The 21,744-nt window shown below is 70.8% G+C and carries 24 protein-coding genes and 3 tRNA genes; 5 read left to right on the top strand and 22 right to left on the bottom strand.

Annotated features, from left to right (window positions below):
• Nucleotides 1-24 precede the first annotated feature (24 nt).
• From AC07DC_RS19945 to AC07DC_RS19910, 8 genes are all read right to left on the bottom strand, one after another.
• Nucleotides 25-1,080, bottom strand: a complete 1,056-nt coding sequence (locus AC07DC_RS19945; RefSeq protein ID WP_478915741.1) for a UDP-N-acetylmuramate dehydrogenase — start codon at nucleotides 1,078-1,080, stop codon at nucleotides 25-27.
• A 159-nt stretch (nucleotides 1,081-1,239) separates the two neighbouring features.
• The gene (locus tag AC07DC_RS19940; protein ID WP_478915978.1) at nucleotides 1,240-2,604 is read right to left on the bottom strand and encodes an MFS transporter; all 1,365 of its coding nucleotides are present in this window, start codon (nucleotides 2,602-2,604) and stop codon (nucleotides 1,240-1,242) included.
• A 263-nt stretch (nucleotides 2,605-2,867) separates the two neighbouring features.
• The gene (locus AC07DC_RS19935; protein ID WP_478915740.1) at nucleotides 2,868-3,434 is read right to left on the bottom strand and encodes a TetR/AcrR family transcriptional regulator; all 567 of its coding nucleotides are present in this window, start codon (nucleotides 3,432-3,434) and stop codon (nucleotides 2,868-2,870) included.
• A gap of 138 nt (nucleotides 3,435-3,572) precedes the next feature.
• A complete protein-coding gene (locus AC07DC_RS19930) occupies nucleotides 3,573-4,007 on the bottom strand; it encodes a MaoC family dehydratase (RefSeq protein WP_478915977.1) in 435 nt (144 codons plus the stop codon).
• Between the two features lie 5 nt (nucleotides 4,008-4,012).
• Complete coding sequence (locus AC07DC_RS19925) at nucleotides 4,013-4,465, bottom strand: FAS1-like dehydratase domain-containing protein (protein WP_478915739.1); 453 nt, start codon at nucleotides 4,463-4,465, stop codon at nucleotides 4,013-4,015.
• Nucleotides 4,466-4,661: 196 nt separating this feature from the next.
• Nucleotides 4,662-4,826, bottom strand: a complete 165-nt coding sequence (gene rpmG, locus AC07DC_RS19920) for a 50S ribosomal protein L33 (protein ID WP_004571794.1) — start codon at nucleotides 4,824-4,826, stop codon at nucleotides 4,662-4,664.
• Between the two features lie 93 nt (nucleotides 4,827-4,919).
• Nucleotides 4,920-4,992 (bottom strand) — tRNA-Met (locus AC07DC_RS19915).
• A 45-nt stretch (nucleotides 4,993-5,037) separates the two neighbouring features.
• A tRNA-Thr gene (locus tag AC07DC_RS19910) sits at nucleotides 5,038-5,110 on the bottom strand.
• A 283-nt stretch (nucleotides 5,111-5,393) separates the two neighbouring features.
• On the opposite strand from AC07DC_RS19910, the gene AC07DC_RS19905 reads away from it, so the two are divergent.
• Together AC07DC_RS19905 and AC07DC_RS19900 are read left to right on the top strand one after the other, a co-directional pair.
• Nucleotides 5,394-6,668 (top strand): amidohydrolase family protein, encoded by a 1,275-nt coding sequence (locus AC07DC_RS19905; protein ID WP_478915738.1) that lies wholly within the window; start codon nucleotides 5,394-5,396, stop codon nucleotides 6,666-6,668.
• A 172-nt stretch (nucleotides 6,669-6,840) separates the two neighbouring features.
• Nucleotides 6,841-7,503, top strand: a complete 663-nt coding sequence (locus AC07DC_RS19900) for an SDR family oxidoreductase (protein WP_478915737.1) — start codon at nucleotides 6,841-6,843, stop codon at nucleotides 7,501-7,503.
• A gap of 91 nt (nucleotides 7,504-7,594) precedes the next feature.
• Here the strand turns inward: AC07DC_RS19900 and AC07DC_RS19895 are convergent.
• A tRNA-Tyr gene (locus AC07DC_RS19895) sits at nucleotides 7,595-7,676 on the bottom strand.
• A gap of 185 nt (nucleotides 7,677-7,861) precedes the next feature.
• On the opposite strand from AC07DC_RS19895, the gene AC07DC_RS19890 reads away from it, so the two are divergent.
• The gene (locus AC07DC_RS19890; protein WP_138352869.1) at nucleotides 7,862-8,350 is read left to right on the top strand and encodes a YajQ family cyclic di-GMP-binding protein; all 489 of its coding nucleotides are present in this window, start codon (nucleotides 7,862-7,864) and stop codon (nucleotides 8,348-8,350) included.
• Nucleotides 8,351-8,445: 95 nt separating this feature from the next.
• On the opposite strand, the gene AC07DC_RS19885 is transcribed toward AC07DC_RS19890, so the two are convergent.
• A complete protein-coding gene (locus AC07DC_RS19885; RefSeq protein ID WP_478915736.1) occupies nucleotides 8,446-9,213 on the bottom strand; it encodes a helix-turn-helix transcriptional regulator in 768 nt (255 codons plus the stop codon).
• Between the two features lie 70 nt (nucleotides 9,214-9,283).
• On the opposite strand from AC07DC_RS19885, the gene AC07DC_RS19880 reads away from it, so the two are divergent.
• A complete protein-coding gene (locus AC07DC_RS19880; RefSeq protein WP_478915735.1) occupies nucleotides 9,284-10,138 on the top strand; it encodes a phytanoyl-CoA dioxygenase family protein in 855 nt (284 codons plus the stop codon).
• Nucleotides 10,139-10,143: 5 nt separating this feature from the next.
• Nucleotides 10,144-10,470, top strand: a complete 327-nt coding sequence (locus tag AC07DC_RS19875) for a hypothetical protein (RefSeq protein WP_478915976.1) — start codon at nucleotides 10,144-10,146, stop codon at nucleotides 10,468-10,470.
• Between the two features lie 35 nt (nucleotides 10,471-10,505).
• On the opposite strand, the gene AC07DC_RS19870 is transcribed toward AC07DC_RS19875, so the two are convergent.
• The 12 genes from AC07DC_RS19870 to AC07DC_RS19815 all read right to left on the bottom strand — a co-directional run bounded on the left by AC07DC_RS19870 (nucleotide 10,506) and on the right by AC07DC_RS19815 (nucleotide 21,735).
• Nucleotides 10,506-10,898 carry a YccF domain-containing protein gene (locus AC07DC_RS19870; RefSeq protein WP_478915734.1) on the bottom strand — a complete coding sequence of 131 codons (393 nt, stop codon included), beginning with the start codon at nucleotides 10,896-10,898 and terminating at the stop codon, nucleotides 10,506-10,508.
• The gene (gene htpX, locus AC07DC_RS19865) at nucleotides 10,895-11,755 is read right to left on the bottom strand and encodes a zinc metalloprotease HtpX (protein WP_478915733.1); all 861 of its coding nucleotides are present in this window, start codon (nucleotides 11,753-11,755) and stop codon (nucleotides 10,895-10,897) included. The genes AC07DC_RS19870 and htpX overlap by 4 nt, the downstream gene beginning before the upstream one ends.
• A 117-nt stretch (nucleotides 11,756-11,872) precedes the next feature.
• On the bottom strand, nucleotides 11,873-13,525 hold the full coding sequence (locus tag AC07DC_RS19860; RefSeq protein WP_478915732.1) for an NADH-quinone oxidoreductase subunit N: 1,653 nt from the start codon (nucleotides 13,523-13,525) through the stop codon (nucleotides 11,873-11,875).
• On the bottom strand, nucleotides 13,525-15,093 hold the full coding sequence (locus tag AC07DC_RS19855; protein WP_478915731.1) for a complex I subunit 4 family protein: 1,569 nt from the start codon (nucleotides 15,091-15,093) through the stop codon (nucleotides 13,525-13,527). Before AC07DC_RS19855 ends, AC07DC_RS19860 begins: the two co-directional genes overlap by 1 nt.
• Nucleotides 15,094-15,096: 3 nt before the next feature.
• Complete coding sequence (locus tag AC07DC_RS19850; protein ID WP_478915730.1) at nucleotides 15,097-17,094, bottom strand: NADH-quinone oxidoreductase subunit 5 family protein; 1,998 nt, start codon at nucleotides 17,092-17,094, stop codon at nucleotides 15,097-15,099.
• A complete protein-coding gene (nuoK, locus tag AC07DC_RS19845) occupies nucleotides 17,091-17,477 on the bottom strand; it encodes an NADH-quinone oxidoreductase subunit NuoK (protein WP_478915729.1) in 387 nt (128 codons plus the stop codon). Before nuoK ends, AC07DC_RS19850 begins: the two co-directional genes overlap by 4 nt.
• The gene (locus AC07DC_RS19840; RefSeq protein WP_478915728.1) at nucleotides 17,477-18,109 is read right to left on the bottom strand and encodes an NADH-quinone oxidoreductase subunit J family protein; all 633 of its coding nucleotides are present in this window, start codon (nucleotides 18,107-18,109) and stop codon (nucleotides 17,477-17,479) included. The genes nuoK and AC07DC_RS19840 overlap by 1 nt, the downstream gene beginning before the upstream one ends.
• Entirely contained in the window at nucleotides 18,106-18,708 is a 603-nt protein-coding gene (locus AC07DC_RS19835) for a NuoI/complex I 23 kDa subunit family protein (protein ID WP_478915727.1), read from the bottom strand. The genes AC07DC_RS19840 and AC07DC_RS19835 overlap by 4 nt, the downstream gene beginning before the upstream one ends.
• On the bottom strand, nucleotides 18,709-19,671 hold the full coding sequence (gene nuoH / locus AC07DC_RS19830; RefSeq protein WP_478915726.1) for an NADH-quinone oxidoreductase subunit NuoH: 963 nt from the start codon (nucleotides 19,669-19,671) through the stop codon (nucleotides 18,709-18,711).
• A complete protein-coding gene (locus tag AC07DC_RS19825; protein ID WP_478915725.1) occupies nucleotides 19,668-20,699 on the bottom strand; it encodes an NADH-quinone oxidoreductase subunit C in 1,032 nt (343 codons plus the stop codon). Before AC07DC_RS19825 ends, nuoH begins: the two co-directional genes overlap by 4 nt.
• Nucleotides 20,696-21,376 (bottom strand): NADH-quinone oxidoreductase subunit B, encoded by a 681-nt coding sequence (locus tag AC07DC_RS19820; protein ID WP_478915724.1) that lies wholly within the window; start codon nucleotides 21,374-21,376, stop codon nucleotides 20,696-20,698. Before AC07DC_RS19820 ends, AC07DC_RS19825 begins: the two co-directional genes overlap by 4 nt.
• The gene (locus AC07DC_RS19815) at nucleotides 21,367-21,735 is read right to left on the bottom strand and encodes an NADH-quinone oxidoreductase subunit A (RefSeq protein WP_478915723.1); all 369 of its coding nucleotides are present in this window, start codon (nucleotides 21,733-21,735) and stop codon (nucleotides 21,367-21,369) included. Before AC07DC_RS19815 ends, AC07DC_RS19820 begins: the two co-directional genes overlap by 10 nt.
• Nucleotides 21,736-21,744: the final 9 nt, after the last annotated feature.

Here is a 21,744-nt window from a genome sequence, read left to right as displayed (position 1 = left end):
GTCTCTCCGAGACTCTGCCCTGCTTCACAGACGGGTTCCGACCATGACCGGTTCATTCACGAGCGTGACTCCGAAGGCGGACCGCACTCCGTCGCGGACCTCGCGGGCGAGGGCCAGCAGGTCCTCCGTCTTGGCCTGGCCGCGGTTGGTCAGCGCCAGGGTGTGCTTCCCGGAGATGCGTGCCGGGCCGTCCCCGTACCCCTTGGCGAACCCGGCCCGGTCGATCAGCCAGGCGGCCGACGTCTTCCGCAGCCCGTCCCCCGCGGGGTAGGCGGGCGGTTCGGTGTCCGCGCCGAGCCGGTCGTGCACCCGGCTGACGAACTCCGCGAACTCCCGGTCCGTCAGGATCGGATTGGTGAAGAACGAGCCCGCCGACCAGGTGTCGTGGTCGGCCGCGTCCAGCACCATCCCCTTGCCGGCGCGCAGCGCCAGCACCGTCGTCCTGGCGGTGGCCACCGGGACCCGGTCGCCGGCCTCCACGCCCAGGGCGCGGGCGACTTCCGCGTACTTCACCGGCGCCGACAGACCGCCGGCGTCCTCGAGTCCGAACCGCACCCGCAGCACGATGTACCGCTCCGGATCGGCCTTGAAGCGGCTGTCGCGGTAGGCGAAGCCGCAGTCGGCGGCGGGGATCGTCACCGTCTCGCCGCTGCGGCGGTCGTACGCGACGACCTCGGTGACCGTCGCCGACACGTCCTGTCCGTACGCCCCCACGTTCTGGATCGGCGTCGCCCCGGCGGATCCGGGGATCCCGGCGAGGCACTCGATGCCCGCCAGGCCCGCCTCGACGGTCCTGGTGACCGCGTCGCTCCACACCTCGCCGGCGGCCAACTCCAGGTCCGTGCCGTCCAGGGTGAACCCGGCGGTGGCGATGCGCAGCGCGGTGCCGTCGAAGCCGGCGTCCGCGATGACGAGGTTGCTGCCGCCGCCGATCACCAGGAGCGGCGTGCCGGCGCGGTCGGCCTCGCGGACCACCTCGACGACTTCCGCGTCGGTGGTGGCCGTCACGAGGCGGGCCGCGGGGCCGCCGAGCCGGAAGGTCGTCAGGGGCGCGAGGGGGGTGTCGTGGGTTACGTGCACGCCGTCCACCCTACGGGGACACCCCCTGGGGACCGGTCGGCCGGTCCCCAGGGGGTGTCCTCGCAGTGGGCTCTTCGCCTGTCGGGCGACCAGCGGGCTCCTCGCCGGTGAGGCGACGGGTCTCCTCGGCGGTCGGGCGACGAGCGGGCTCTTCGCCGGTCAGGCGACCGGCTCCAGGATGCGCTGCGGCTCGGCGTCGGCCGGGGTGGCCGTCGCCTTGCGCCGCCTCGGGATGGCCACCGCGGCGACCGCCGCGAGGCCGACCGCGACCGCGCCGACCCACAGTGCGGGCACGAGGCCGTCCACGTAGCGGGTGGCGGACTCGTAGCCGCCCTGGGAGGAGAAGACGGAGGCGAGGATCGCGACGCCGAGGGCGCCGCCGAGCTCACGGAACGCGTTGTTGGCGCCGGAGGCGATGCCCTGTTCCTCGGGACGGACGCTGGACATCACGACGTTGGCGGTGGGCCCGAAGTACATCGCCATCCCGATACCGCTGATGATCAGCGCGGGCAGCTGGGCCGCGTAGGAGACGTCCGTCGTGACCACGAGGGCGAAGAGCGCGAGGCCAGTGGCCTGGAGCGCCAGCCCGGCGGCGATGATCGGGCGGCCGCCGATGCGGTCGGAGAGGATGCCCGCGATCGGCGAGACGATCATCGGCATGGCCGTCCAGGGGAGCATCCGGACGCCGGCTTCCATCGGCGAGTAGCCGGACACGTTCTGCATGAACTGGCTGAGCAGGAAGATCGAGCCGAACATGCCCAGGAACATCAGCAGGCTGGCCGCGTTCACCGCGCTGAAGGCGCGGTTGCGGAAGAGCCGCATCGGCAGGATGGGGTGCGCGGCACGGTTCTCGTAGGCGACGAAGCCCACTATGAGCGCGGCGCCGGCGATCAGCCCGGTCAGGACGGCGGGGCTGGTCCAGCCGTCGGCGTTGCCGCGGATGAGGGCGTAGACGATGCCGAAGAGGCCGGCGCTGGCGAGTGCGGTACCGGGGACGTCGAGCCGGGAGTTCGGGCCGTGGCTCTCGTTCAGGCGGAGCCGGGCGAGGGGCAGCAGGAGCAGTCCGATCGGCACGTTCAGCCAGAAGATCCACTGCCAGGAGAAGTGCTCGGTGAGGGTGCCGCCGATGAGCGGGCCGGTGGCGACGGCGAGACCGTTGACCGCGCTCCAGATGCCGAACGCCATCCCGCGGCGCTCCGGCGCGACGGTGGCGGAGAGCAGGGTGAGGGTCAGCGGCATCATGATCGCGGCGCCGACGCCCTGGGCGGCGCGGGCGGCGATGAGCTCCCCCATGCCGGGGGCGAGCGCGGCGGCGGCGGAGGCCGCGGTGAACAGGCCGAGGCCGACGGTGAAGAGCCTGCGGCGGCCGAATCGGTCGCCGAGCGCGGCGCCGAACATCAGCAGGACCGCGAAGGTGAGGGTGTAGGCGCTCACCGTCCATTCGAGGTCTTCCAGCGCCCCGCCGAGGTCCTTGCGGATGGAGGGCAGCGCGGTGGTGACAACGAGGTTGTCGAGGCTCGCCATGAAGCCGGCGAGGCTGGTGATGATCAGGGCCCATACGGCGGTGCCGCGCCGGATTCCCTTCTCCTGCCCGGCCCCCTTCTCCAGCCCGATCCCGTTCTCCTGCCCGGCCCCCTTCTCCTGCCCGGCCCCTTGTTGCTGCTGCGCCTGCTTCTGCTCCTGCATGACCCCTCCCGGGGATTAGTTATCAGTCACTAACTTCTGCGGATACACGAGTGCGCCAATCTGCCGTCAACCCGTCCACCTCGGGCCCGGAGGACCGGGCGTCAGGGGGCCGGCTCTACCGGCTCTTCGAACGGGAAGCCCAACCAGCAGCGGTCGTCCGAGGGGATCCCCAGCGACACCAGCGTGTTGATCAGCATCCCGGTCGAGAAGAACTTGTTCATCCACTCTTCGTCGAGACCGGTGCGGGAGCGCACCATCTCCCACATCTCGAGCCACCGGCGGCGGACCAGCTCGGCCACTTCGCCGTCACCCGACGCCGCGGCGGCGACGTAGAGCTGCATCTGCATGAGCAGGACATCACGGTCCTCCTCGATCATCTCGCCGTAGGCCGCCCCCATGGCCTGCAGCGCATCCTCGCCCTCCAGGCCCTCGGCGGCCTGCTCGAAGGTGGAGATGGTGCGGTCGAAGCAGCGGTTCGCGGCGGCCTTGAACAGATCCACCTTGGTGGGGAACAGCCGGAACAGATACGGCTGCGAGACTCCGACACGGCGGGCGATCGATTCCGTGGACGTACCGAAATAACCACCCTTGGCGAACTCGGTCATCGCGGCTCGGGTGACACTCTCGCGCCGGTCCTCCGCGCTCATCCGCATGCTCGTCTTCGCCATGTCTCTAAGGTAGTGACCACTAACTAACTTCGTCAAGCGGCGGCGGGGAGGAACTTCCGAGGAAGTCCTCCCCCCACCGATATGACGTATATGACGTACAGGACGGGCCGCGGCGAGTGGCCGGAGCCGCTCCGGCTCTCAGGCCAGCCGGACGACGGCGCGGGACATGCCCAGCACCTTCTGACCGTCGGCGGTCGCCACCAGATCCACCCGGACCGTGCGGGCCTCGTCGTCCAGCTTGGCCGCGACCTTGGCGGAGACCTCGATCACGGCGCCCTTGTCGTCGTCCGGGACCACGACGGGCTTGGTGAACCGCACGCCGTACTCGGCGACCGCACCCGGGTCGCCCACCCAGTCGGTGACCACACGGATCGCGGCGGCCATCGTGAACATGCCGTGCGCGATGACGTCCGGCAGCCCGACCTCCTTCGCGAACCGCTCGTTCCAGTGAATCGGGTTGAAGTCACCCGACGCACCCGCGTACCGCACGAGCGTGGCGCGGCTCACGGGGAAACTCTGCGCCGGCAGCTCGGTGCCGACCTCGACCTCGTCGTAGGAGATCTTCGCTGTCATCTGGGTCACACCCCTTCTTGGGCGCGGGCCACGAGCATCGTGTACGCCGTCACGACATGCTCACCGCTCTCGTCGTGCACCTCGCCGCGGACCGACAGGACGTCGTTCCCCGCGAGGGACTTGATCGAGTCGATGTGCGAGACGACGGTGAGCCGGTCCCCGGCACGCACCGGGCGCGAGTGGACGAACCGCTGGTCGCCGTGGACCACCCGGCTGTAGTCCAGGCCCAACTCGGGGTCCTGCACGACCAGACCGGCCGCCTTGAACGTGATCGAGAACGCGAAGGTCGGCGGCGCGATCACGTCCGGATGCCCGAGCGCCCTGGCGGCGTCGGGATCGATGTAGGCGGGGTTGAGATCGCCCACCGCTTCGGCGAACTCGCGAATCTTCTCCCGGCCCACCTCATAGGGGGCGGTGGGCGGATAGCTCCGCCCGACGAAGGACTGGTCCAGCGCCATCGGTACCTCCGGCTACGGGATGCTGATCATGATGAGGGCATCGCGACGACCGTCATCATGACGGGGACATCGCGATGGTGCCCATCACGATGGTGGTGGCGTTCGAGGTGATCATGCCGCCTGCGGGCGTGCTGATCAACGCCACAAGGCCGCCCCCATGAATGGGGACGGCCTCGTGGTGTGTTACGGCCTGTTGTTAGCGCGTTTCGCGGTGCGCGGTGTGCGCGTTGCAGCGCGGGCAGTGCTTCTTCATCTCAAGACGGTCCGGGTCGTTACGCCGGTTCTTCTTGGTGATGTAGTTCCGCTCCTTGCACTCCACGCAGGCCAGCGTGATCTTCGGGCGGACGTCGGTGGCGGCCACGTGAGTGCTCCTTGACGAACGGATGGGTATATGAACACAACGAGAGTAGCCGATTGAAGGACTAAACCCACAATCGACTACGCCTACGCAGGGTAGCGGTGACCGGACTTGAACCGGTGACACAGCGATTATGAGCCGCTTGCTCTACCAACTGAGCTACACCGCTGCGATGAACTGACCCCCACCTGGCGGCGGGTGGTCGATCCATCAGAGCCCCAATGCGGAATCGAACCGCAGACCTTCTCCTTACCATGGAGACGCTCTACCGACTGAGCTATTGGGGCGAGCGAGGAAGACATTACACGGTCCGCAGCCGAAGGTGAAATCCATATCTCACGACACACTTCGGGCTCTTCCGTAGCCGTCCGGGCGCCCCGCGAGAGCCCTCCGAGCGTCCTGCGAGCACTCCGCGAGGCTCCCCCGAGGACGCCGCCGGACAGCCTCGATCGACCACGCCAGTACGACTATTGACCTCCTCCCGGACCCTGCGTGAGCTGCCCCATAGGCTCGTTCCGTCCCTGCGTGATCTTGCCTCCCACCCGAGAGCCGCAGTACCGGAGGAGCGCGATGACCGAGAACCAACGCGGCACCGCCGCCGAGACCACCACGCTGCTGTTGTGCGGTGCCCATCTCACCGACGGCCGCACCGTGGACGTGCGGCTGAGCGGCAAGCGCATCGAAGCCGTCGGCACCGCCGGCAGCCTCACCGTCGCCCCCGACCAGGGCGACGCCGACGGGACCCGTATCGACCTGCGCGGCTACCTCCTGCTGCCCGCACCCGCAGAACCGCACGCCCATCTCGACGCCGCCCTGACCGCCGACGCGAGTGCGTCCTCGGGCCCGCCGTCGTACGAACCCGATGACGTGCAGCGCCGCGTCACCGAGGCCGCGCTCCTCCAACTCGGGCACGGCGCAACCGCCATCCGCACCCATGTCCGGATCGGCGACATCCAGGGGCTGGGCACCCTCGCCGCCGTCCTCCAGGCCCGCCGCGCGCTGCGCGGACTCGTCGACCTGCACGCCGTCGCCGTCCCCCGCCTCCTCACCGGCGTGGCCGGCGCCGACGGGCTCTCGGCGCTCCGCGACGCGCTCAAGATGGGCGCCGGCGTCGTCGGCGGCTGCCCCGACCTCGACCCGGACCCGAGCGGCTACGCCGAGGCCGTCCTCGCGGTCGCGGCCGAGTTCGGCCTCCCCGTGGACCTGCATACGCAGGGTGACGATCCGGCCCGGCTGGCCCGGCTCGCCGCCATGGCCGGCGGGCTGCGCCCCGGCGTCGTCATCGGCCCCTGCAACGGCCTCGCCCGGCTCCCGCAGGCCGCCGCCACCCGCGCCGCGGGCCAGCTCTCCGCGGCCGGCGTCTCGGTGGTCTCCCTGCCGCAGGGCGGCTGCGGCGGGCTGGAGTCCTCCCGGCGCGGCGCCGCCGGCCTGCTCACCCCCGTACGCGAACTGCGCGCGGCCGGCGTCCGCGTCGCCGCCGGCAGCGGGTCGCTGCGCGACCTCGCCAACCCCGTCGGACGCGGCGACCCCCTGGAAGCCGCGTTCCTCCTCACCTCGTACGGCGAATGCGGCGCGGCGGACGCCTACGACACGATCAGCGGCCAGGCGCGGGCGGTCCTGGGGTTGCCCGAGATCCGGGTGGAGGCGGGCTTCCCCGCCGAACTCCTCGCGGTGCGCGGGGAAAGGATCGAAGGGGTGCTCTCCCTCGCGTACAGCCGCATCGTCATCCACCGCGGCCGGGTGGTCTCCCGCACCAGCGCCGTCCGCGAGTACTGCGACTCGGCGACCACCGCCGCCCTCGACCTCCCCCGCCAGTCGCGGAGCGACGGCAGCGGCCTCGCCTGACGGCTTCTGACGGTGCGCCAGCCCCACCGGGACGGCCCCGCTCGCGGCCGGTCGCGGTTACACCTAGACCTCCCGACGGGTGACCTGATGGGTGGCCCGATCGGTGACCCGATGGTGGGCCGTTGTCGTGGTGCACGCGCGCGGGACGCCCGGCGGGCGTAGCGTCGCAATCATGCGCATTGTGATCGCAGGTGGACATGGACAGATCGCGTTGCGGCTGGAGCGACTGCTCGCCGCGCGCGGAGACGACGTGGCGGGCATCATCCGCAAACCCGAGCAGGCCGACGACCTGCGGGCCGCCGGCGCCGAGCCGATCGTCTGCGACCTGGAATCGGCGTCCCTGGACGATGTCGCGGCGGCCCTGCGCGGCGCGGACGCGGTCGTCTTCGCGGCGGGCGCGGGTCCGGGCAGCGGCGCGGAGCGCAAACACTCCGTCGACCATGGCGCGGCCGTGCTCTTCGCCGACGCGGCCGAGCGGGCCGGAGCCCGCCGCTACATCATCGTCTCGTCGATGGGAGCGGGCGCCGAACCGCCCCCCGGCACCGACCCCGTCTTCGCCGAGTACCTGCGCGCCAAGACCGCGGCCGACGCCGACGTGAGCGCCCGCGCGGACCTCGACTGGACGATCCTGCGCCCCGGCGCCCTCACCGACGACCCCGGCACCGGCCGCATCCAGCTCACCGCCAAAACCGGCCGCGGCCCCATCCCCCGCGACGACGTGGCCGCCGTCCTGGCCGAACTCCTCGACACCCCGTCCACGGCCGGCCTCACCCTGGAACTCATCGCGGGCCCCACCCCGGTCCCCGTAGCCGTGAAGAACATCTCCGGCAACTGAAACCCCACCCCCGAGGCCACCCACCACCCAACGAAAAATGGTCCCCCGGTCTGCGTTTCCGCAGTCCGGGGGACCATTCTCCTCAATACCGTGGCGGCGCCAGGGTTCGAACCTGGGTAGGCTGAGCCGGCAGATTTACAGTCTGCTCCCTTTGGCCACTCGGGCACACCGCCAGGGAAGCCGCCGTAGATCACTTTTGAGGGTGGTCTGTGGCAACGACGTAAACGATACCTGATGCGCGGGGGTGGTTCGCCACCTGATTGATCAGTGTTCGGGGCGGGTGCGGTGGCTAGGCTGGGAGGGCGGTCCGGCGACGGGCCGCGGTACTGACGGATCACAGCCAAGGAGCCAACTCAAGATGGCCGACTCCAGTTTCGACATCGTCTCGAAGGTCGAGCGGCAGGAGGTCGACAACGCCCTCAACCAGGCCGCGAAGGAAATCTCGCAGCGCTACGACTTCAAGAACGTCGGGGCCTCGATCGACTGGTCGGGCGAGAAGATTCTGATGCAGGCGAACTCGGAGGAGCGCGTCAAGGCGATCCTCGACGTTTTCGAGACCAAGCTGGTCAAGCGCGGGATCTCGCTCAAGTCGCTGGACGCCGGCGAGCCGCAGCTCTCCGGCAAGGAGTACAAGATCTTCGCCTCGATCGAGGAGGGGATTTCGCAGGACAACGCCAAGAAGGTCGCGAAGATCATCCGCGATGAGGGCCCGAAGGGCATCAAGGCGCAGGTCCAGGGCGACGAGCTGCGGGTCAGCTCGAAGAGCCGGGACGACCTGCAGGCCGTTCAGGCGCTGCTCAAGGGCAAGGACTTCGACTTCGCACTGCAGTACGTGAACTACCGCTGACCGTTTGAGCGAAACGGTGAAGCGGTGAGGTAGTGAAGTGGTGAAGTGGATGAGGGCGGCTGCCGGGGAAACCTTGGTTGCCGCCCTCACCGCTTTCAGGGGTGCTGCCTGACCGCGCGCGGGGAGGCGCCGAGTTCGCGGCGGCAGGCCTTGTTGAAGGCCTGGAGGTCCGCGATGCCGACCGAGGCGGCGACGGCGGGGATGGAGAGCGTCGACTCGACGAGCAGGTGGCGGGCGCGTTCCAGGCGGCGGCGCCGGATGTAGGTGACGACGGTGTCGCCGGTCGCGGCGCGGAACAGCCGGGTGAGGTGGTTGTGCGAGACACCGGCCGCGCAGGCGATACCGGGGACCGTCAGCGGGTCGGCGAGGTGCGATTCGATGTGCGCGACGGCCGCGGCCACGGCGGGGTGCGGACCGTCGGACGCGGCGGGGGCCGTGAGGTGGGCGACGCGCCACAGGACGGCCCAGATCTCGGCCGCCGTCCTGGCGGGTGCACCGGGCTGGGAGGCCACGGCCTGCAGCATCAGGGCGGAGAGCATGGGCAGTTGGGCGCCCGCGTCCTGGATGACGGGGACGCTGCGGGGCTCGCCCGCCTCGGGGATGCGCAGATGGGCGTAGAGGTGTTCCGAACGGCCGCGGTAGCGGTATCTGACGGTCGCACCGGGCGGGACGAGGCTGACGCGGCCGGGGCGGATGGCGTGCGGGGTGCCGTCGACGGTGAGGTCGGCCGTGTACCGGTAGAGGTGCAGCTGCCACAGGTCGGGGAGCCGGAAGACGTCGGTGTGGCCGGCGGGGCCGTGGACACCGACGCCGAGGTTCACCACCAGGGGTGGCTCGTCCAGATGGAGGGTGACGGCATCCATGGTGAAAACGTACCAGTAGTGGTGAGTCTGACCCACGCGCTGCCAGGGGTTTCCTCCCTACCGTTGGCGCATGGCAACCAGCAACAGATCCAGTAGGACCGGGAGCTTGTTGAGCTCCGTCCAGATGGCGCGCTTCGTGGCGCACGGCTCGCTGCGTATGGACGCGGTGGTACCGGAGGAGATGAACGAGCGGGCGATGGGCGTCCTGGCCGCCGGGGTACCGGACGTGCCGTACGGGACGCCGTTGGAGGAGGCGTACGAGCCGGGGTCCTTCGCCCGGGATCTCGTCGAACTCCCGGTGGTGGCAGGCGCGTTGCGCAGCCTCGTGGGCCCCGGGCCGACCGTCGACCATCACGCGGTGCACATCCGGCGGCCCCGTGAGGGACACGCGCAACCGCTGCACGCCGACGCGATCATCGACGTACGGCCGGACGCGTTCGACGTGCAGCTCATGTACTACCCGCAGGCGGTGACGCTGGAGATGGGCGGCACGCTGAGCGTGCCCGGCAGCCATCTGCGGCGCACGAACGAGAGCGACACCGGCCGCTACCAGAATCTGCGCGGGCAGACGCGGCTGGTGTGCCCGGCCGGGACCGTGGTGTTCCTGCACCACGGGATCTGGCACGGCGGACGGCGCAACGACAGCGACGCCGAGCGGTACATGTTCAAGATCCGGTTCAATCCGGCGGTGCGCCAACTGCGGCTGTGGGACACCGGCGACCTCGCCGACCCGGCGGTCGCAGCCGAGCTGGGCACGCACTTCCCCTGGTACGAAGCGGCCGCCGCCCGGCTGGAGTTCCACAACCGGATCAGGCTGTGGCGGGCGCTGACCGGCGACAGCACCTACGACATGGACCACTGGATGACGCGGGTCGCCAACCGGCCGCAGCGCGTCGTCCCCGCGCACCTGGGGAGCGGGGCATGAGCACCATGAATGAGGAGCGAGGCATGAGCACCGTGACCACCTTGAGCCCACTGAGCACGCTGCGGCAGCGGGTCCTGGTGCTGTACCTGACCACGTCGGCGCTGGACTCCCAGGTCGTGGGGTGGTCCGCCTACGACGGGACCGGGGCCACGTCGCCGACCACCGGGGACAACGACGAACCGCCGTACGAGACGGGGGTGGCCGCGCTCTGCGACGGCTGGCGGCTGATCCAGGCGGCCCAGCTGATCCCGCCGTATCCGGGGCACGAGTACGACACGTCGTTCCTCAAGCACGAGTTCCTCTTCGAGAGGCTCGTCGACACCGCCAGGTGAAGCAGTTGCGGCAATTGAGGCAGTGAGGCGATCGCTCAGCGCGTGGCGAACGGCCGGTCGGTCGGGACGATCTCACGGCCGAGGGGGACCAGCGAGAGCGGGATCATCTTGAAGTTCGCGATGCCGAACGGGATGCCGATGATCGTCAGGCAGAGGGCGATCCCGGTCACGATGTGGCCCAGCGCCAGCCACCAGCCGGCGAGGACGATCCAGATGATGTTCCCGATGAGGGAGCCCGCGCCCGCGTCGCGGCGTTCGACGGTGGTGCGGCCGAAGGGCCACAGGGCGTAGTTGGCGATACGGAAGGAGGCCACGCCCCACGGGAACGTGATGATGAGGATGCAGCAGATCAGGCCGGCGATGGCATAGGCCATCGCCATCCAGATACCGCAGAGCACGAGCCAGATGATGTTCAGGATCGTCTTCATGGGCGGTGTCCTGCCATCTGTTCGAGGCGCGCGATGCGCTCGGCCATCGGGGGGTGGGTGGAGAACAGTTTCGACGTGGTGCCGGGCCGGAACGGGTTCGCGATCATCATATGGCTGGCGGTCTCCAGGCGGGGCTCGGGCGGCAGCGGCAGCTGCTTGGTGCCCGCGTCCAGCTTGCGCAGCGCGCTGGCGAGGGCGAGCGGGTCGCCGGTGAGTCGGGCGCCGGAGGCATCGGCCTCGTACTCGCGGGACCGGCTGACGGCGAGCTGGATGACGGAGGCGGCCAGCGGGCCGAGGATCATCAGCAGCAGCATGCCGAGGATGCCGGGGCCCTCGTCGTCGTTGGAGCGGCCGACGGGGATCAGCCAGGCGAAGTTGACGAGGAACATGACGACCGAGGCGAGCGCGCCGGCGACGGACGAGATGAGGATGTCGCGGTTGTAGACATGGCTCAGCTCATGGCCGATCACGCCGCGCAGCTCGCGTTCGTCGAGGATCTGCAGGATGCCGTCGGTGCAGCAGACCGCCGCGTTGCGCGGATTGCGTCCGGTGGCGAAGGCGTTGGGCGCTTCGGTGGGTGAGATGTACAGCCGCGGCATGGGCTGGCGCGCGGCCGTGGAGAGCTCGCGGACCATGCGGTAGAGGGCGGGGGCCTCGAATTCGCTGACCGGGCGGGCACGCATCGCGCGTAGAGCGAGCTTGTCGCTGTTCCAGTACGCGTAGGCGTTGGTGCCGATCGCGATGACGAGCGCGACGATGAGCCCCATCCGGCCGAAGAAGCTGCCGATGACGAGGATGAGTGCGGACAGACCGCCGAGGAGTACGGCGGTCCTCAGCCCATTGTGCCGGCGGTGCACGGTGCGCCCTCCAAGGTGTGCGGCGGGGGAACCTTCTCCCCTCTTAGGAGAACCTCCTGTACTGGTCAACGCCACCGGAAGGCCGCTAGTTCCCTTGTGCACACGCCCTGGGCGGGGTCAGAGCAGCGCCCCCGAGGCGTACCGCAGGACCAGCTGGGGGACGCCGGAGAGGACGATCCCGAGGACCGCGGTGAGGGCGATGGCGGCGGTGAGGGGGACCGGCGTCCGGGCGGCGGGGACCGCCACGGCGACCGCTCCGGAGAGCGTTCCCGCGCCCTCGGTGGTGCCCGCTTCAGCCACCGCCGCGACCGGCTCCGGCTTCGCGAACAGGATCGCCGTCCAGCGCAGGTAGTAGACGAGCGCGATGACCACGTTGACGGCCATGACGACGGCCAGCCAGGCCGGTCCGGTACCGACGATCGACGAGAAGACCGCGACCTTGGCGAAGAGTCCGATGATGCCGGGCGGCAGCCCGGCCAGGCAGAGCAGGAAGAACGCCAGGGCGAGGGCCGTCAGCGGGCGGCTCGCGTAGAGCCCCCGGTAGTCGGTCAGGCGGTTGGCGGGGGCCGTTCGGGCGACGAGGGCGGCGACGGCGAAGGCGCCGAGGTTCACGGCCGCGTACATCAGGGCGTACGCGACGGTGGTGCCGATCTGGTGCTCCGGGTCGTCGGAGTACGCGGCGGCCGCGATCGGCACCAGCAGATAGCCCGCCTGGCCGATCGAGGACCAGGCCAGCAGCCGGACCGCGCTGTGCGCGTACTGCGCGCGCTGGCGCAGCGCGGCGACGTTGCCGACCGTCATCGTCAGGGCGGCCAGTACGGCGACGACCGGGCCCCAGACGTCGGCGTACGGCTCGAACGCGATCACGGTGACGAGGATGAGGCCGGAGAAGCCCACGGCCTTTCCGACGACGGAGAGGTACGCGGCGATCGGCAGCGGCGCGCCCACGTAGGTGTCGGGCACCCAGAAGTGGAAGGGCGCGGCGGCGAGTTTGAAGGCGAAGCCCACGAGGGTGAGGACCGCGCCGACCTTGGCGAGCGTCGCGAGTTGCGGCTGTACGTCGCCCAGGCCGTCCGCGATGGCGGCCAGATGGAGGGTGCCGGTCGCGGCGTACACGAAGCTGACGCCGAGCAGCGTGACGGCGGTCGCGGCCACGGAGGAGAGGAAGAACTTGAGCGCGGCCTCGGACGAGAGCCGGTCACCGCGTTTGATGCCGACGAGCGCGAAGGCGGGCAGCGTGGCGACTTCGAGGGCGACGACCAGGGTCGCCAGATCCCGGGAGGCGGGCAGCAGCGCGGCTCCGGCGGCCGAGGACAGCAGCAGGAACCAGTACTCGCCGGCCGGGTACTTCTCCATGTCGTGCATGGACAGCAACGCCGTCAGCAGCGCGCCGCCGATGACGAGGAGTTGGATGACGACCGTGAAGTGGTCGACCACGTAGGAACATTCACCGGCGTCGGCGGTCAGGCAGAACGTCTTGCGGTGGCCGGCCCGGAGCGGGCCCAGGGCGAGCGCGGCCAGGGCGAGGCCGCCGATGGTGACCCAGCCCAACAGCGCCTTCCTCTCCTTGGGGAGGAAGAGGTCGGCGACCAGGACGACGAGCGCGACGGCCGCGGGGATCGCCGCCGGGGCGATGGCGATCCAGTCCACGGACTGCACGAGGGAGCCGACAGGATCCGCGGCGAGGGATCCGGTGGTGTGGAGACCGCCGGTGTGGGATCCGGTGGCGCGGAATCCGGTGCCGGGGAAGGCGGTGACGGGGATGCTCATCAACTGCCTCCGAGGAGCGAGCGCACGGCCGGGTCGGTGAGGCCGAGGAGGGCCGCGGGCCACAGGCCGGCGAGGACGGTGAGGGCGGCCAGCGGCGTCCAGGCGGCGAACTCGTAGCCGTGGACGTCGGACAGGACCGGCTGCCCGGACTCCGCGGTGCTCCGGTCCCCCATGCAGACGCGGCGCACGACGGCCAGCAGGTACGCGGCGGTGAGCAGCGTGCCGAATGCGGCGACCGCCGTGAACACCAGGTAGGTGGGGCGGCTGAGCCCGTCGGCGGGTTCGAAGGAGCCGAACATGGCGAGCATCTCGCCCCAGAATCCGGCCAGCCCCGGCAGGCCGAGGGAGGCGACGGCGGCGAAGGCGAGCAGCCCGCCGAGGCGGGGGGCCCTGCCGTACAGGGCCGCGCCGTTCTCCCCGGTGAGGCGGTCGAGGTCGCTCGTTCCGTAGCGGTCCTTGATGGCGCCCACCAGGAAGAAGAGCAGGCCGGTGATGAGGCCGTGGGCGACGTTCGCGAAGAGCGCGCCGTTCACGCCGGTGGGGGTGAGGGAGGCGATGCCGAGCAGCACGAAGCCCATGTGGCCGACGGAGGAGTAGGCGATGAGGCGCTTGAGGTCGCCGCCGGCGCCCTTGCGGGCCAGCGCGAGGCAGGCGAGCGAACCGTAGACGATGCCGACGACGGCGAACGCGGCCAGGTAGGGCGCGAAGGTTTGCATGCCGTCCGGGGCGACGGGCAGCGCGATACGGACGAATCCGTAGGTGCCCATCTTGAGCATGACGCCGGCCAGCAGCACCGAGCCGACGGTCGGCGCGGCGGTGTGGGCGTCCGGGAGCCAGCTGTGCAGCGGCCACATCGGGGCCTTGATCGCGAAGCCGATGCCGATGGCGAGGACCGCGAGCAACTGCGTGGAGTGACTGAGCGACGACCCGTTGTCAGTGGCGAGTGCCACCATGTCGAATGTGCCCGCTTTCACCCCGATGAGCAGCAGGCCCAGCAGCATGATCACGGAGCCGAGGAGGGTGTAGAGGATGAAGCGCAGCGAGGCTGCCTCGCGGCCGGCGCCGCCCCAGCGGGCGATGAGGAAGTACATCGGGATGAGGACCGTCTCGAAGGCCAGGAAGAAGAGCATCAGGTCCAGCACGGCGAAGGTGCCGAGGGTGCCCGCTTCGAGGACGAGGAGAAGGCCGACGAAGGCCTTGGGGGACGGGCCCGCGGGCATTTTGAAGTAGCTGTAGAGCGCGCAGAGGAAGGTCAGCAGCGCGGTCAGGACGAGAAGGGGGAGCGAGATGCCGTCGACACCGATGTGGATGTGGATGTTGAGGGCGGGGATCCACTTGAGGTCGGTGGTGGCCTGCATCGTCGCCGGGTGGTCGTGGTCGAAGCCGGCCGCGAGGACGATCGCGAGGATCAGGACGGCGCCGGTGACGGTGACGCCGTGGCGGAGCACGGCCTGGTCGGGGTCACGCCCCTTGAGGCCGGGCGGCGCGGGGAGCAGGGCCCCGACGGCACCGAGCAGGGGCAGGACGACGATGCCTGCGAGCACGTACTGGAGGGCGGTGTCGTTCACGGCTCACGCTCCGACGGCGACGAGGACGGCGAGTACGACGGCACCGGCCAGCAGCGCGCTGAGATAGGTCTGGACATTTCCGGTCTGGGCGCGCCGGACGGCCGCGCCGAGCAGGCGCGGTACCGCGCCCGCTCCCCGTACGTAGGTCTCGACGACCTCGCGGTCGAGGAAGCGGACGAGGCTCGCGGCGGCGAGCACCGGCCGGACGAAGAGCGCCGAGTAGACGGCGTCGAGGTGGAAGCCGCTCGCCGCGTGGCGGTGCAGGCGGCCGAGGAGCAGCCGTCCGGGGTCGGCCGGATCGTCGGCCGACGCGATGTCGCCGTAGACGGCGGTGTGGGCGGCGATGGCGGTCGCCTCGGCCTCGGCCGGCTCGGCGGCCGCGTCGGCGCCGACCGCGCCGAGCGGGGCGGCGGACCGGCGGGCGGCACCGGCCGTCCAGGCGCCGTAGGTGACGAGGACGCCGACGAGGGCGAGTCCGATGCTGAGGACGGAGGTGAGGAGGGTCGGGGTGAGCTCGGTGCCGTCGAACCACTGCGGGAGGTCGAAGATCTTCGGGACGAGCGCGATCATGCCGAAGGCGACGCTGGGGACGGCGAGCACCCACAGCACGGCGTTCATGATCGCGGGCTCGCGGCCGTGGTCCGCGGCTCGGGGGCCGCGGCCCCGGAAGGCGAGCAGGAAGAGCCGGGTGGCATAGCCGGCGGTGAGCACGGCGGTGATCAGCCCGGCGGCCAGCACGGTCCAGCCGACCGCCGACGGGACGCCGGCGGTGTGGCCGCCGGAGGCGTGCTCGGCGGCGCGGAGCACCGATTCCTTGGAGAAGAAGCCGGAGAAGGGGGGCAGGGCGGCGAGGGCTGCCAGGGCGATGCCCATGGTCCACATGGCATCCGGGGCGCGCTTGCCCAGGTCGCCCATGCGGGACATCGCGGAGAGCGAGTTGGTGCCGGCGGCGTGGATGACCACGCCCGCGCCGAGGAAGAGCAGCGCCTTGAAGGCGCCGTGGGACAGGAGGTGGAAGACGGCGGCACTGCGGTCGCCCACGGCGAGCGCGCCGGCCATGTAGCCGAGCTGGCCGATCGTCGAGTAGGCCAGCACCCGTTTGATGTCGTCCTGGGCGAGGGCGGCCAGACCGGAGCCGATCATGGTGATGGCGGCCATGGCGGCGAGGACCGACAGCGCGGCCGCGCTGGAGGTGAAGACGGGCAGCAGCCGGGCGACGAGGTAGATACCGGCCGCGACCATGGTGGCGGCGTGGATCAGCGCGGAGACCGGGGTCGGGCCGGCCATCGCGTCGGGCAACCAGGTGTGCAGCGGGAACTGGGCCGACTTGCCGGCGACTCCGGCGAGCAGCAGCAGCGCGATGAGCGTCGGGTGCTGGAGCTGCCCGTGGGTGGCGGCGGTGAGGATCCCGTTGATGCGGAAGGTGCCCGCGTCGGTGGCGAGCGCGAAGACGCCGATGATGAAGGGGACGTCGCCGAGTTTGGTGACGAGGAACGCCTTCATGGACGCCGCGCGGGCGACCTCGGTCTCCCAGTAGTGGCCGACCAGGAAGTACGAGCAGATGCCCATGATCTCCCAGCCGACCAGCAGCACCATCAGGTCGCCGGAGTAGACGACCAGGAACATGGCGGCGGTGAAGAGGGAGACCAGGGCGGCGTAGGAGGGGTATCGGGGATCGTCCCGCAGGTACGCAGTCGAGTAGAGCTGAACGCAGGTCGCCACCAGGCCGACGAGCACGGCGATCAGGACGGCGAAGCCGTCCAGGTGCAGGGCCAGGTCGATGGGGACCGAGCCGGTCGGGGTGAGCCGGGTCGCCGCGTCGGTGGGGGCGCCGCTGCCCTGGCGCACGGCGACGATCGCGGCCAGCACGAAGGCCGCCGCGGTCGGCAGTACGGCGAGCGGCCGGACGAATCCGGGGGCGCTCCTGCCCAGCAGCAGTCCGGCGGCCGCGCCGAGGAACGGGAGCAGGGGGACCAGCGCGGCAAGGGTCGTGAGGGTCACGCGGTGGCCTCTGCCTTCTCGTCTGCCGCCGCGTCCGGCGTGCTGCCCGCGCCGGCCCGGCCGGTTCCGGCGAGGCCGTTCTCGGCAAGGTCGGTGAGCCTGTCGACGTCGGAGCTGCCGCGGTTGCGGTAGACGAGCAGCACGATCGCCAGGCCGATGCCGATCTCGGCGGCGGCGATGGTGATCGTGAAGAGCGTCAGCGCCTGGCCGGCGTGCAGGGTGTCGCGGAGCCAGACGTCGAACGCGACGAGGTTGAGGTTGACCGCGTTCAGCATCAGCTCGACGGACATCAGGACGAGGATCGCGTTGCGGCGGCCGAGGACGCCGTACAGCCCGATGGAGAAGAGGAGGACGGCGAGCACGGCGGGATAAGCGAGGTGCATCAGCTCTCCTTGCCCTTCTCCGGAGCCGACGGGCTCTGGCCCCGGCTCGGGCTCTGGCTCCGACCCGGGCTCGGGCTCTGGCCCTGGTCCTGGTTCTTGCGGGACAGGACGATGGCACCGACCAGGGCGGCCAGCAGCAGCACCGACAGCGCTTCGAACGGCAGCACCCAGTGCTGGAAGAGGCTCTGCCCGGTGACCTTGGTGGAGCCCTGGATCGGGCCGTCGAGATCGATCCAGGTGGTGCGGAAGGCGTCGATGACCACCCAGACCAGGGTGATCGCGGAGGCGGCCGCCACGGTGACCGCGATCCAGCGGTTGTCGGAGTCCGCGTCCGGGGAGCGGCCGATGGGCGCCCGGGTGAGCATCAGCCCGAACAGGATCAGGACGACGACGGAGCCGACGTAGATCAGCACCTGCACCCAGGCGATGAACTCCGCGGTCAGCAGCAGGTACTCGACGGCGAGCCCGCCGAGCGCGACCACCAGCCACAGTGCCGCGTGCACCAGCTGCTTGGTGGTGACGGAGACCAGGGCGGCGCCGAGGGTGGCGACACCGACGAGGGCGAAGGCGATCTCCACCCCGGTCGGGGACAGGAATCCGGAAGGGGCCGCGGCGGCGGCTGCGAGGCTCATGCGCTGCTCTCCGGCGGTGCCTGCTCGGCCTGCGCGGCCTGTTCGGCCTGCGCGGCCGACTGGGCCTGCTCTGCCTGCTGCGCGGCGATGAGCTTGTCCGCCGCCTTGCGGGCGGCGGCGATCTCCTTGGGCTCCTCGGCACCGGGGTCGAGCGCGGGCGGAGCGGGCACCGTCCACATCCAGTCGCGGAGCTTGTCGCGCTCATGGGTCAGTTCGAGGATGTCGGTCTCGGCGTACTCGAACTCCGGCGTCCAGAAGAGCGCGTCGAAGGGGCACACCTCGATGCAGATCCCGCAGTACATGCAGAGCGAGAAGTCGATGGCGAAGCGGTCGAGCACGTTACGGCTGCGCTCGCGCCCGCCGGGCGCGGTGGCGGGCGACGTCTCCTTGTGGGAGTCGATGTAGATGCACCAGTCGGGGCACTCGCGCGCGCACAGCATGCAGACCGTGCAGTTCTCCTCGAACAGCGCGATGACGCCGCGGCTGCGCGGCGGCAGGTCGGGCTGCGCGTCGGGGTACTGCGCGGTGACGGAACGGCGCGTCATCGCCTTGAGGGTGACGGCGAGCCCCTTGGCCAGGCCGTGGCCGGGAATGGACATCTACGAGATCACCACCTTGACGACGCCGGTGAGCGCGATCTGCGCCAGGGCGAGCGGAATGAGGACGGTCCAGGCGAGCTTCTGCAGCTGGTCCTCGCGCAGGCGCGGGTAGGTGACCCGGAGCCAGATGACGAGGAAGGCGAGCACAGCGGTCTTGAGCAGCGTCCACACCCAGCCGACGCTGTCGGCCCACGGGCCGTGCCATCCGCCGAGGAACAGGACGGTGGTCAGCCCGCACAGCACGACGATGCCCGCGTACTCGGCGAGCAGGAACAGCGCGAAGCGCAGGCCCGTGTACTCGGTGTACGCGCCGAAGATGATCTCCGAGTCGGCGACCGGCATGTCGAACGGCGGGCGCTGCAGTTCGGCCAGGCCCGCGGTGAAGAAGACGAGGGCGCCGACGATCTGCCACGGCGTCCACCACCACTGGTACGCCTCGACGATCCCGGGGAGCGAGAGCGTGCCCGCCGCCATCGCGACGGAGGCCGCCGCGAGCAGCATCGGCAGTTCGTATGCCATCAGCTGGGCGGCCGTACGCAACCCGCCGAGCAGCGAGAACTTGTTGGCCGACGCCCAGCCGGCCATCAGCGAGCCCAGGACTCCGACGCCCATCACCGCGAGCACGAAGAACAGCCCCGCGTCGATGGCCTGCCCCACGAAGCCGTTCGGGCCGATCGGAATGGCGATCAGCACCAGGAGATAGGGGAGCAGCGCGACGGCCGGCGCCAGCTGGAAGATCCGCCGGTCCGCGTCGGCCGGGACGATGTCCTCCTTCTGCGCGAACTTCACCCCGTCGGCGACCAGCTGGGCCCATCCGTGGAAGCCACCCGCGTACATCGGGCCGAGGCGGCCCTGCATATGGGCCATCACCTTGTGCTCGGTCTGGCCGACGATGAGCGGCAGCGTCAGGAAGACGACGAGAACGGCGACGAGCCGCAGCGCGACATCGAGGATGTCGTTCACGGAGTCGGGCCTCCCTCGGGGTCGGGGGTCTCCGGCGCGGCAGCCGGAGGTTCAGCGGGCGGTGCGGGCTCAGCAGGCGCGGCGGGTGCAGCAGGTGCGGCGGGCTCAGCAGGCGGAGCGGGTGCTGCGGGCTCAGCCGGCGGGGCGGGTTCCACAGGCGGGGCGGCGGGTTCCGCCTTCGCGGCCTGCTGCCAGGGGGCGTCGGGCTGGTCGCTCGCCGGGCGGGGCCGGCGGGCCGGCCGCTCGGCGGCGGCACCGGCACCGGCACCCGCACCCGCACCCGCACCGGCAGCGCGTGCGGCACCCGCCGCGCCCGCCGCACGCGGGGTACGGGCCGGACGGGCCGGAGCCGGCGGGAGCTGGCCCTTGAGCGGGCCCCATTCGTTCGGGTCGGGGACGCCCGGCGGGAGCATCGTCCGGCGCTTGGGCCCGCCGTGCTCCGATTCGCCCGGCTCCTTGGCGCCGGGCCACGCCTTGGCGACGCGGGCGGCGAGGACGAAGTCCTTGCGCAGCGGATGGCCCTCGAACTCGTCGGGGAGCAGCAGCGGCACCAGATGCGGGTGGCCGGTGAAGTCGATGCCGAACATCTCGTGGGTCTCGCGCTCGTGCCAGCCCGCGCCCGCGAAGACGTCGGTGGCGGTGGGCAGCACGGCCGCGGAGTGCGGCACGGTGGTACGTACGAGCAGCCGCCGCACCATGCGGCCGTCGGCCGCGGCGCCGGGCAGCGACACCAGGTGCGCGCAGACCCGGAATCCGGCGGCGGCCTCGTCGACGGCGCTCAGCCAGTCGAAGTACGTGCAGCCGAGCTTGTCGCGGGCGATCTCCAACGCGGCGATCCACGAGCCGACGGGGACGTCCACGGTCAGCAGACCGAACGCCTCCACGGCCGTGGCCTCGGCGCCGAAGATCTCCGCCGCGGCGCCGGGCAGCCACCCGACGGCCGGTTCGGCGACAACCGGCGGAACGGCGGTCGGCTCAGCAGCGCCCGGCTCTGCCGCCGGCTCCGCGCCCGGTTCCGGGGTCGTCATCGCTTCTCCTCCCCCGGAGTCGGCGGGGCGGCGATCAACTTGCTGCTCAGGGCCGCCGCGGAGGGGCGGGCCACCGGGCCGTCGGCGTACCGTTCGGCGAGGGACTCGCGGGCGATCTTCTCCTGGAGCTTGAGGATCCCCTGCAGCAGCGCCTCGGGACGCGGCGGGCAGCCGGGGACGTAGACGTCGACAGGGATGATCTGGTCGACGCCCTTGGTGACGGAGTAGGAGTCCCAGTACGGGCCGCCGCAGTTGGAGCAGGCACCGAAGGAGATGACGTACTTCGGCTCGGGCATCTGCTCGTAGAGCCGCCGGACGGCCGGGGCCATCTTGTCCGTGACGGTGCCGGAGACGATCATCAGGTCGGCCTGCCGGGGACCGGGGGCGAACGGGATGACGCCGAGGCGGATGAAGTCGTGCCGGGCCATCGACGCCGCGATGAACTCGATCGCGCAGCAGGCGAGCCCGAAGTTGAAGACCCACAGGCTGTAGCGGCGACCCCAGTTCAGGATCACCTTCATCGGTTCCGGCGCGAGCCGGGCGAGGGTGCCCAGACGGCGCGGTTCCGGCAGGTACTGGATCTCGCTCCCGTCCGACGCGGAAGCGCCCGGCCCGGAGGCATCCCGCCCGGAAGCGTCCGAAGCGGCCGGCGTGGAGGTCACAGGGGTCACGTCCATTCGAGGACGCCCTTCTTCCAGGCGTAGAGCAGGCCGACGGCCAGGAACCCGATGAAGACGAACATCTCCACCAGGGTGGTACCGCCGAATCCGGGGGCGGCGAAGACCGTCGCCCACGGGAACAGGAAGATCGTGTCCACCGCGAAGATCACGTAGAGGAAGGAGTACACGTAGTAGCGGATCTGGGTGTGGGCCCAGCCCTCGCCGACGGGGTCGACCCCGCACTCGTACGTGAGCATCTTTTCCTGCGTCGGCACGACCGGCCGCAAAAGCCGCCCGGCGCCGAAGGCCACGGCCACGAAGAGCACCCCGACCACAGCGACCAGGCCGACGACCGAGTAGCCGTGGAAGTAGTCCACGTCCGTCCG

This window comes from Streptomyces sp. NPDC045021, assembly GCF_056432645.1.
Note: the sequence above shows the minus strand (reverse complement) of the source record. Positions and strands in the feature narration are given on the sequence as shown.

What these genes read in the sequence shown, in the direction of transcription:
- AC07DC_RS19940 (WP_478915978.1), bottom strand. Translation starts at nt 2,604, where the DNA reads ATGGCGAGCCTCGACAACCTCGTTGTCACCACCGCGCTGCCCTCCATC.
- AC07DC_RS19935 (WP_478915740.1), bottom strand. Translation starts at nt 3,434, where the DNA reads ATGGCGAAGACGAGCATGCGGATGAGCGCGGAGGACCGGCGCGAGAGT.
- AC07DC_RS19930 (WP_478915977.1), bottom strand. Translation starts at nt 4,007, where the DNA reads ATGACAGCGAAGATCTCCTACGACGAGGTCGAGGTCGGCACCGAGCTG.
- AC07DC_RS19925 (WP_478915739.1), bottom strand. Translation starts at nt 4,465, where the DNA reads ATGGCGCTGGACCAGTCCTTCGTCGGGCGGAGCTATCCGCCCACCGCC.
- AC07DC_RS19905 (WP_478915738.1), top strand. Translation starts at nt 5,394, where the DNA reads ATGACCGAGAACCAACGCGGCACCGCCGCCGAGACCACCACGCTGCTG.
- AC07DC_RS19900 (WP_478915737.1), top strand. Translation starts at nt 6,841, where the DNA reads ATGCGCATTGTGATCGCAGGTGGACATGGACAGATCGCGTTGCGGCTG.
- AC07DC_RS19890 (WP_138352869.1), top strand. Translation starts at nt 7,862, where the DNA reads ATGGCCGACTCCAGTTTCGACATCGTCTCGAAGGTCGAGCGGCAGGAG.
- AC07DC_RS19885 (WP_478915736.1), bottom strand. Translation starts at nt 9,213, where the DNA reads ATGGATGCCGTCACCCTCCATCTGGACGAGCCACCCCTGGTGGTGAAC.
- AC07DC_RS19880 (WP_478915735.1), top strand. Translation starts at nt 9,284, where the DNA reads ATGGCAACCAGCAACAGATCCAGTAGGACCGGGAGCTTGTTGAGCTCC.
- AC07DC_RS19875 (WP_478915976.1), top strand. Translation starts at nt 10,144, where the DNA reads ATGAATGAGGAGCGAGGCATGAGCACCGTGACCACCTTGAGCCCACTG.
- AC07DC_RS19870 (WP_478915734.1), bottom strand. Translation starts at nt 10,898, where the DNA reads ATGAAGACGATCCTGAACATCATCTGGCTCGTGCTCTGCGGTATCTGG.
- AC07DC_RS19860 (WP_478915732.1), bottom strand. Translation starts at nt 13,525, where the DNA reads ATGAGCATCCCCGTCACCGCCTTCCCCGGCACCGGATTCCGCGCCACC.
- nuoK (WP_478915729.1), bottom strand. Translation starts at nt 17,477, where the DNA reads ATGCACCTCGCTTATCCCGCCGTGCTCGCCGTCCTCCTCTTCTCCATC.
- AC07DC_RS19840 (WP_478915728.1), bottom strand. Translation starts at nt 18,109, where the DNA reads ATGAGCCTCGCAGCCGCCGCCGCGGCCCCTTCCGGATTCCTGTCCCCG.
- AC07DC_RS19835 (WP_478915727.1), bottom strand. Translation starts at nt 18,708, where the DNA reads ATGTCCATTCCCGGCCACGGCCTGGCCAAGGGGCTCGCCGTCACCCTC.
- AC07DC_RS19825 (WP_478915725.1), bottom strand. Translation starts at nt 20,699, where the DNA reads ATGACGACCCCGGAACCGGGCGCGGAGCCGGCGGCAGAGCCGGGCGCT.
- AC07DC_RS19820 (WP_478915724.1), bottom strand. Translation starts at nt 21,376, where the DNA reads ATGGACGTGACCCCTGTGACCTCCACGCCGGCCGCTTCGGACGCTTCC.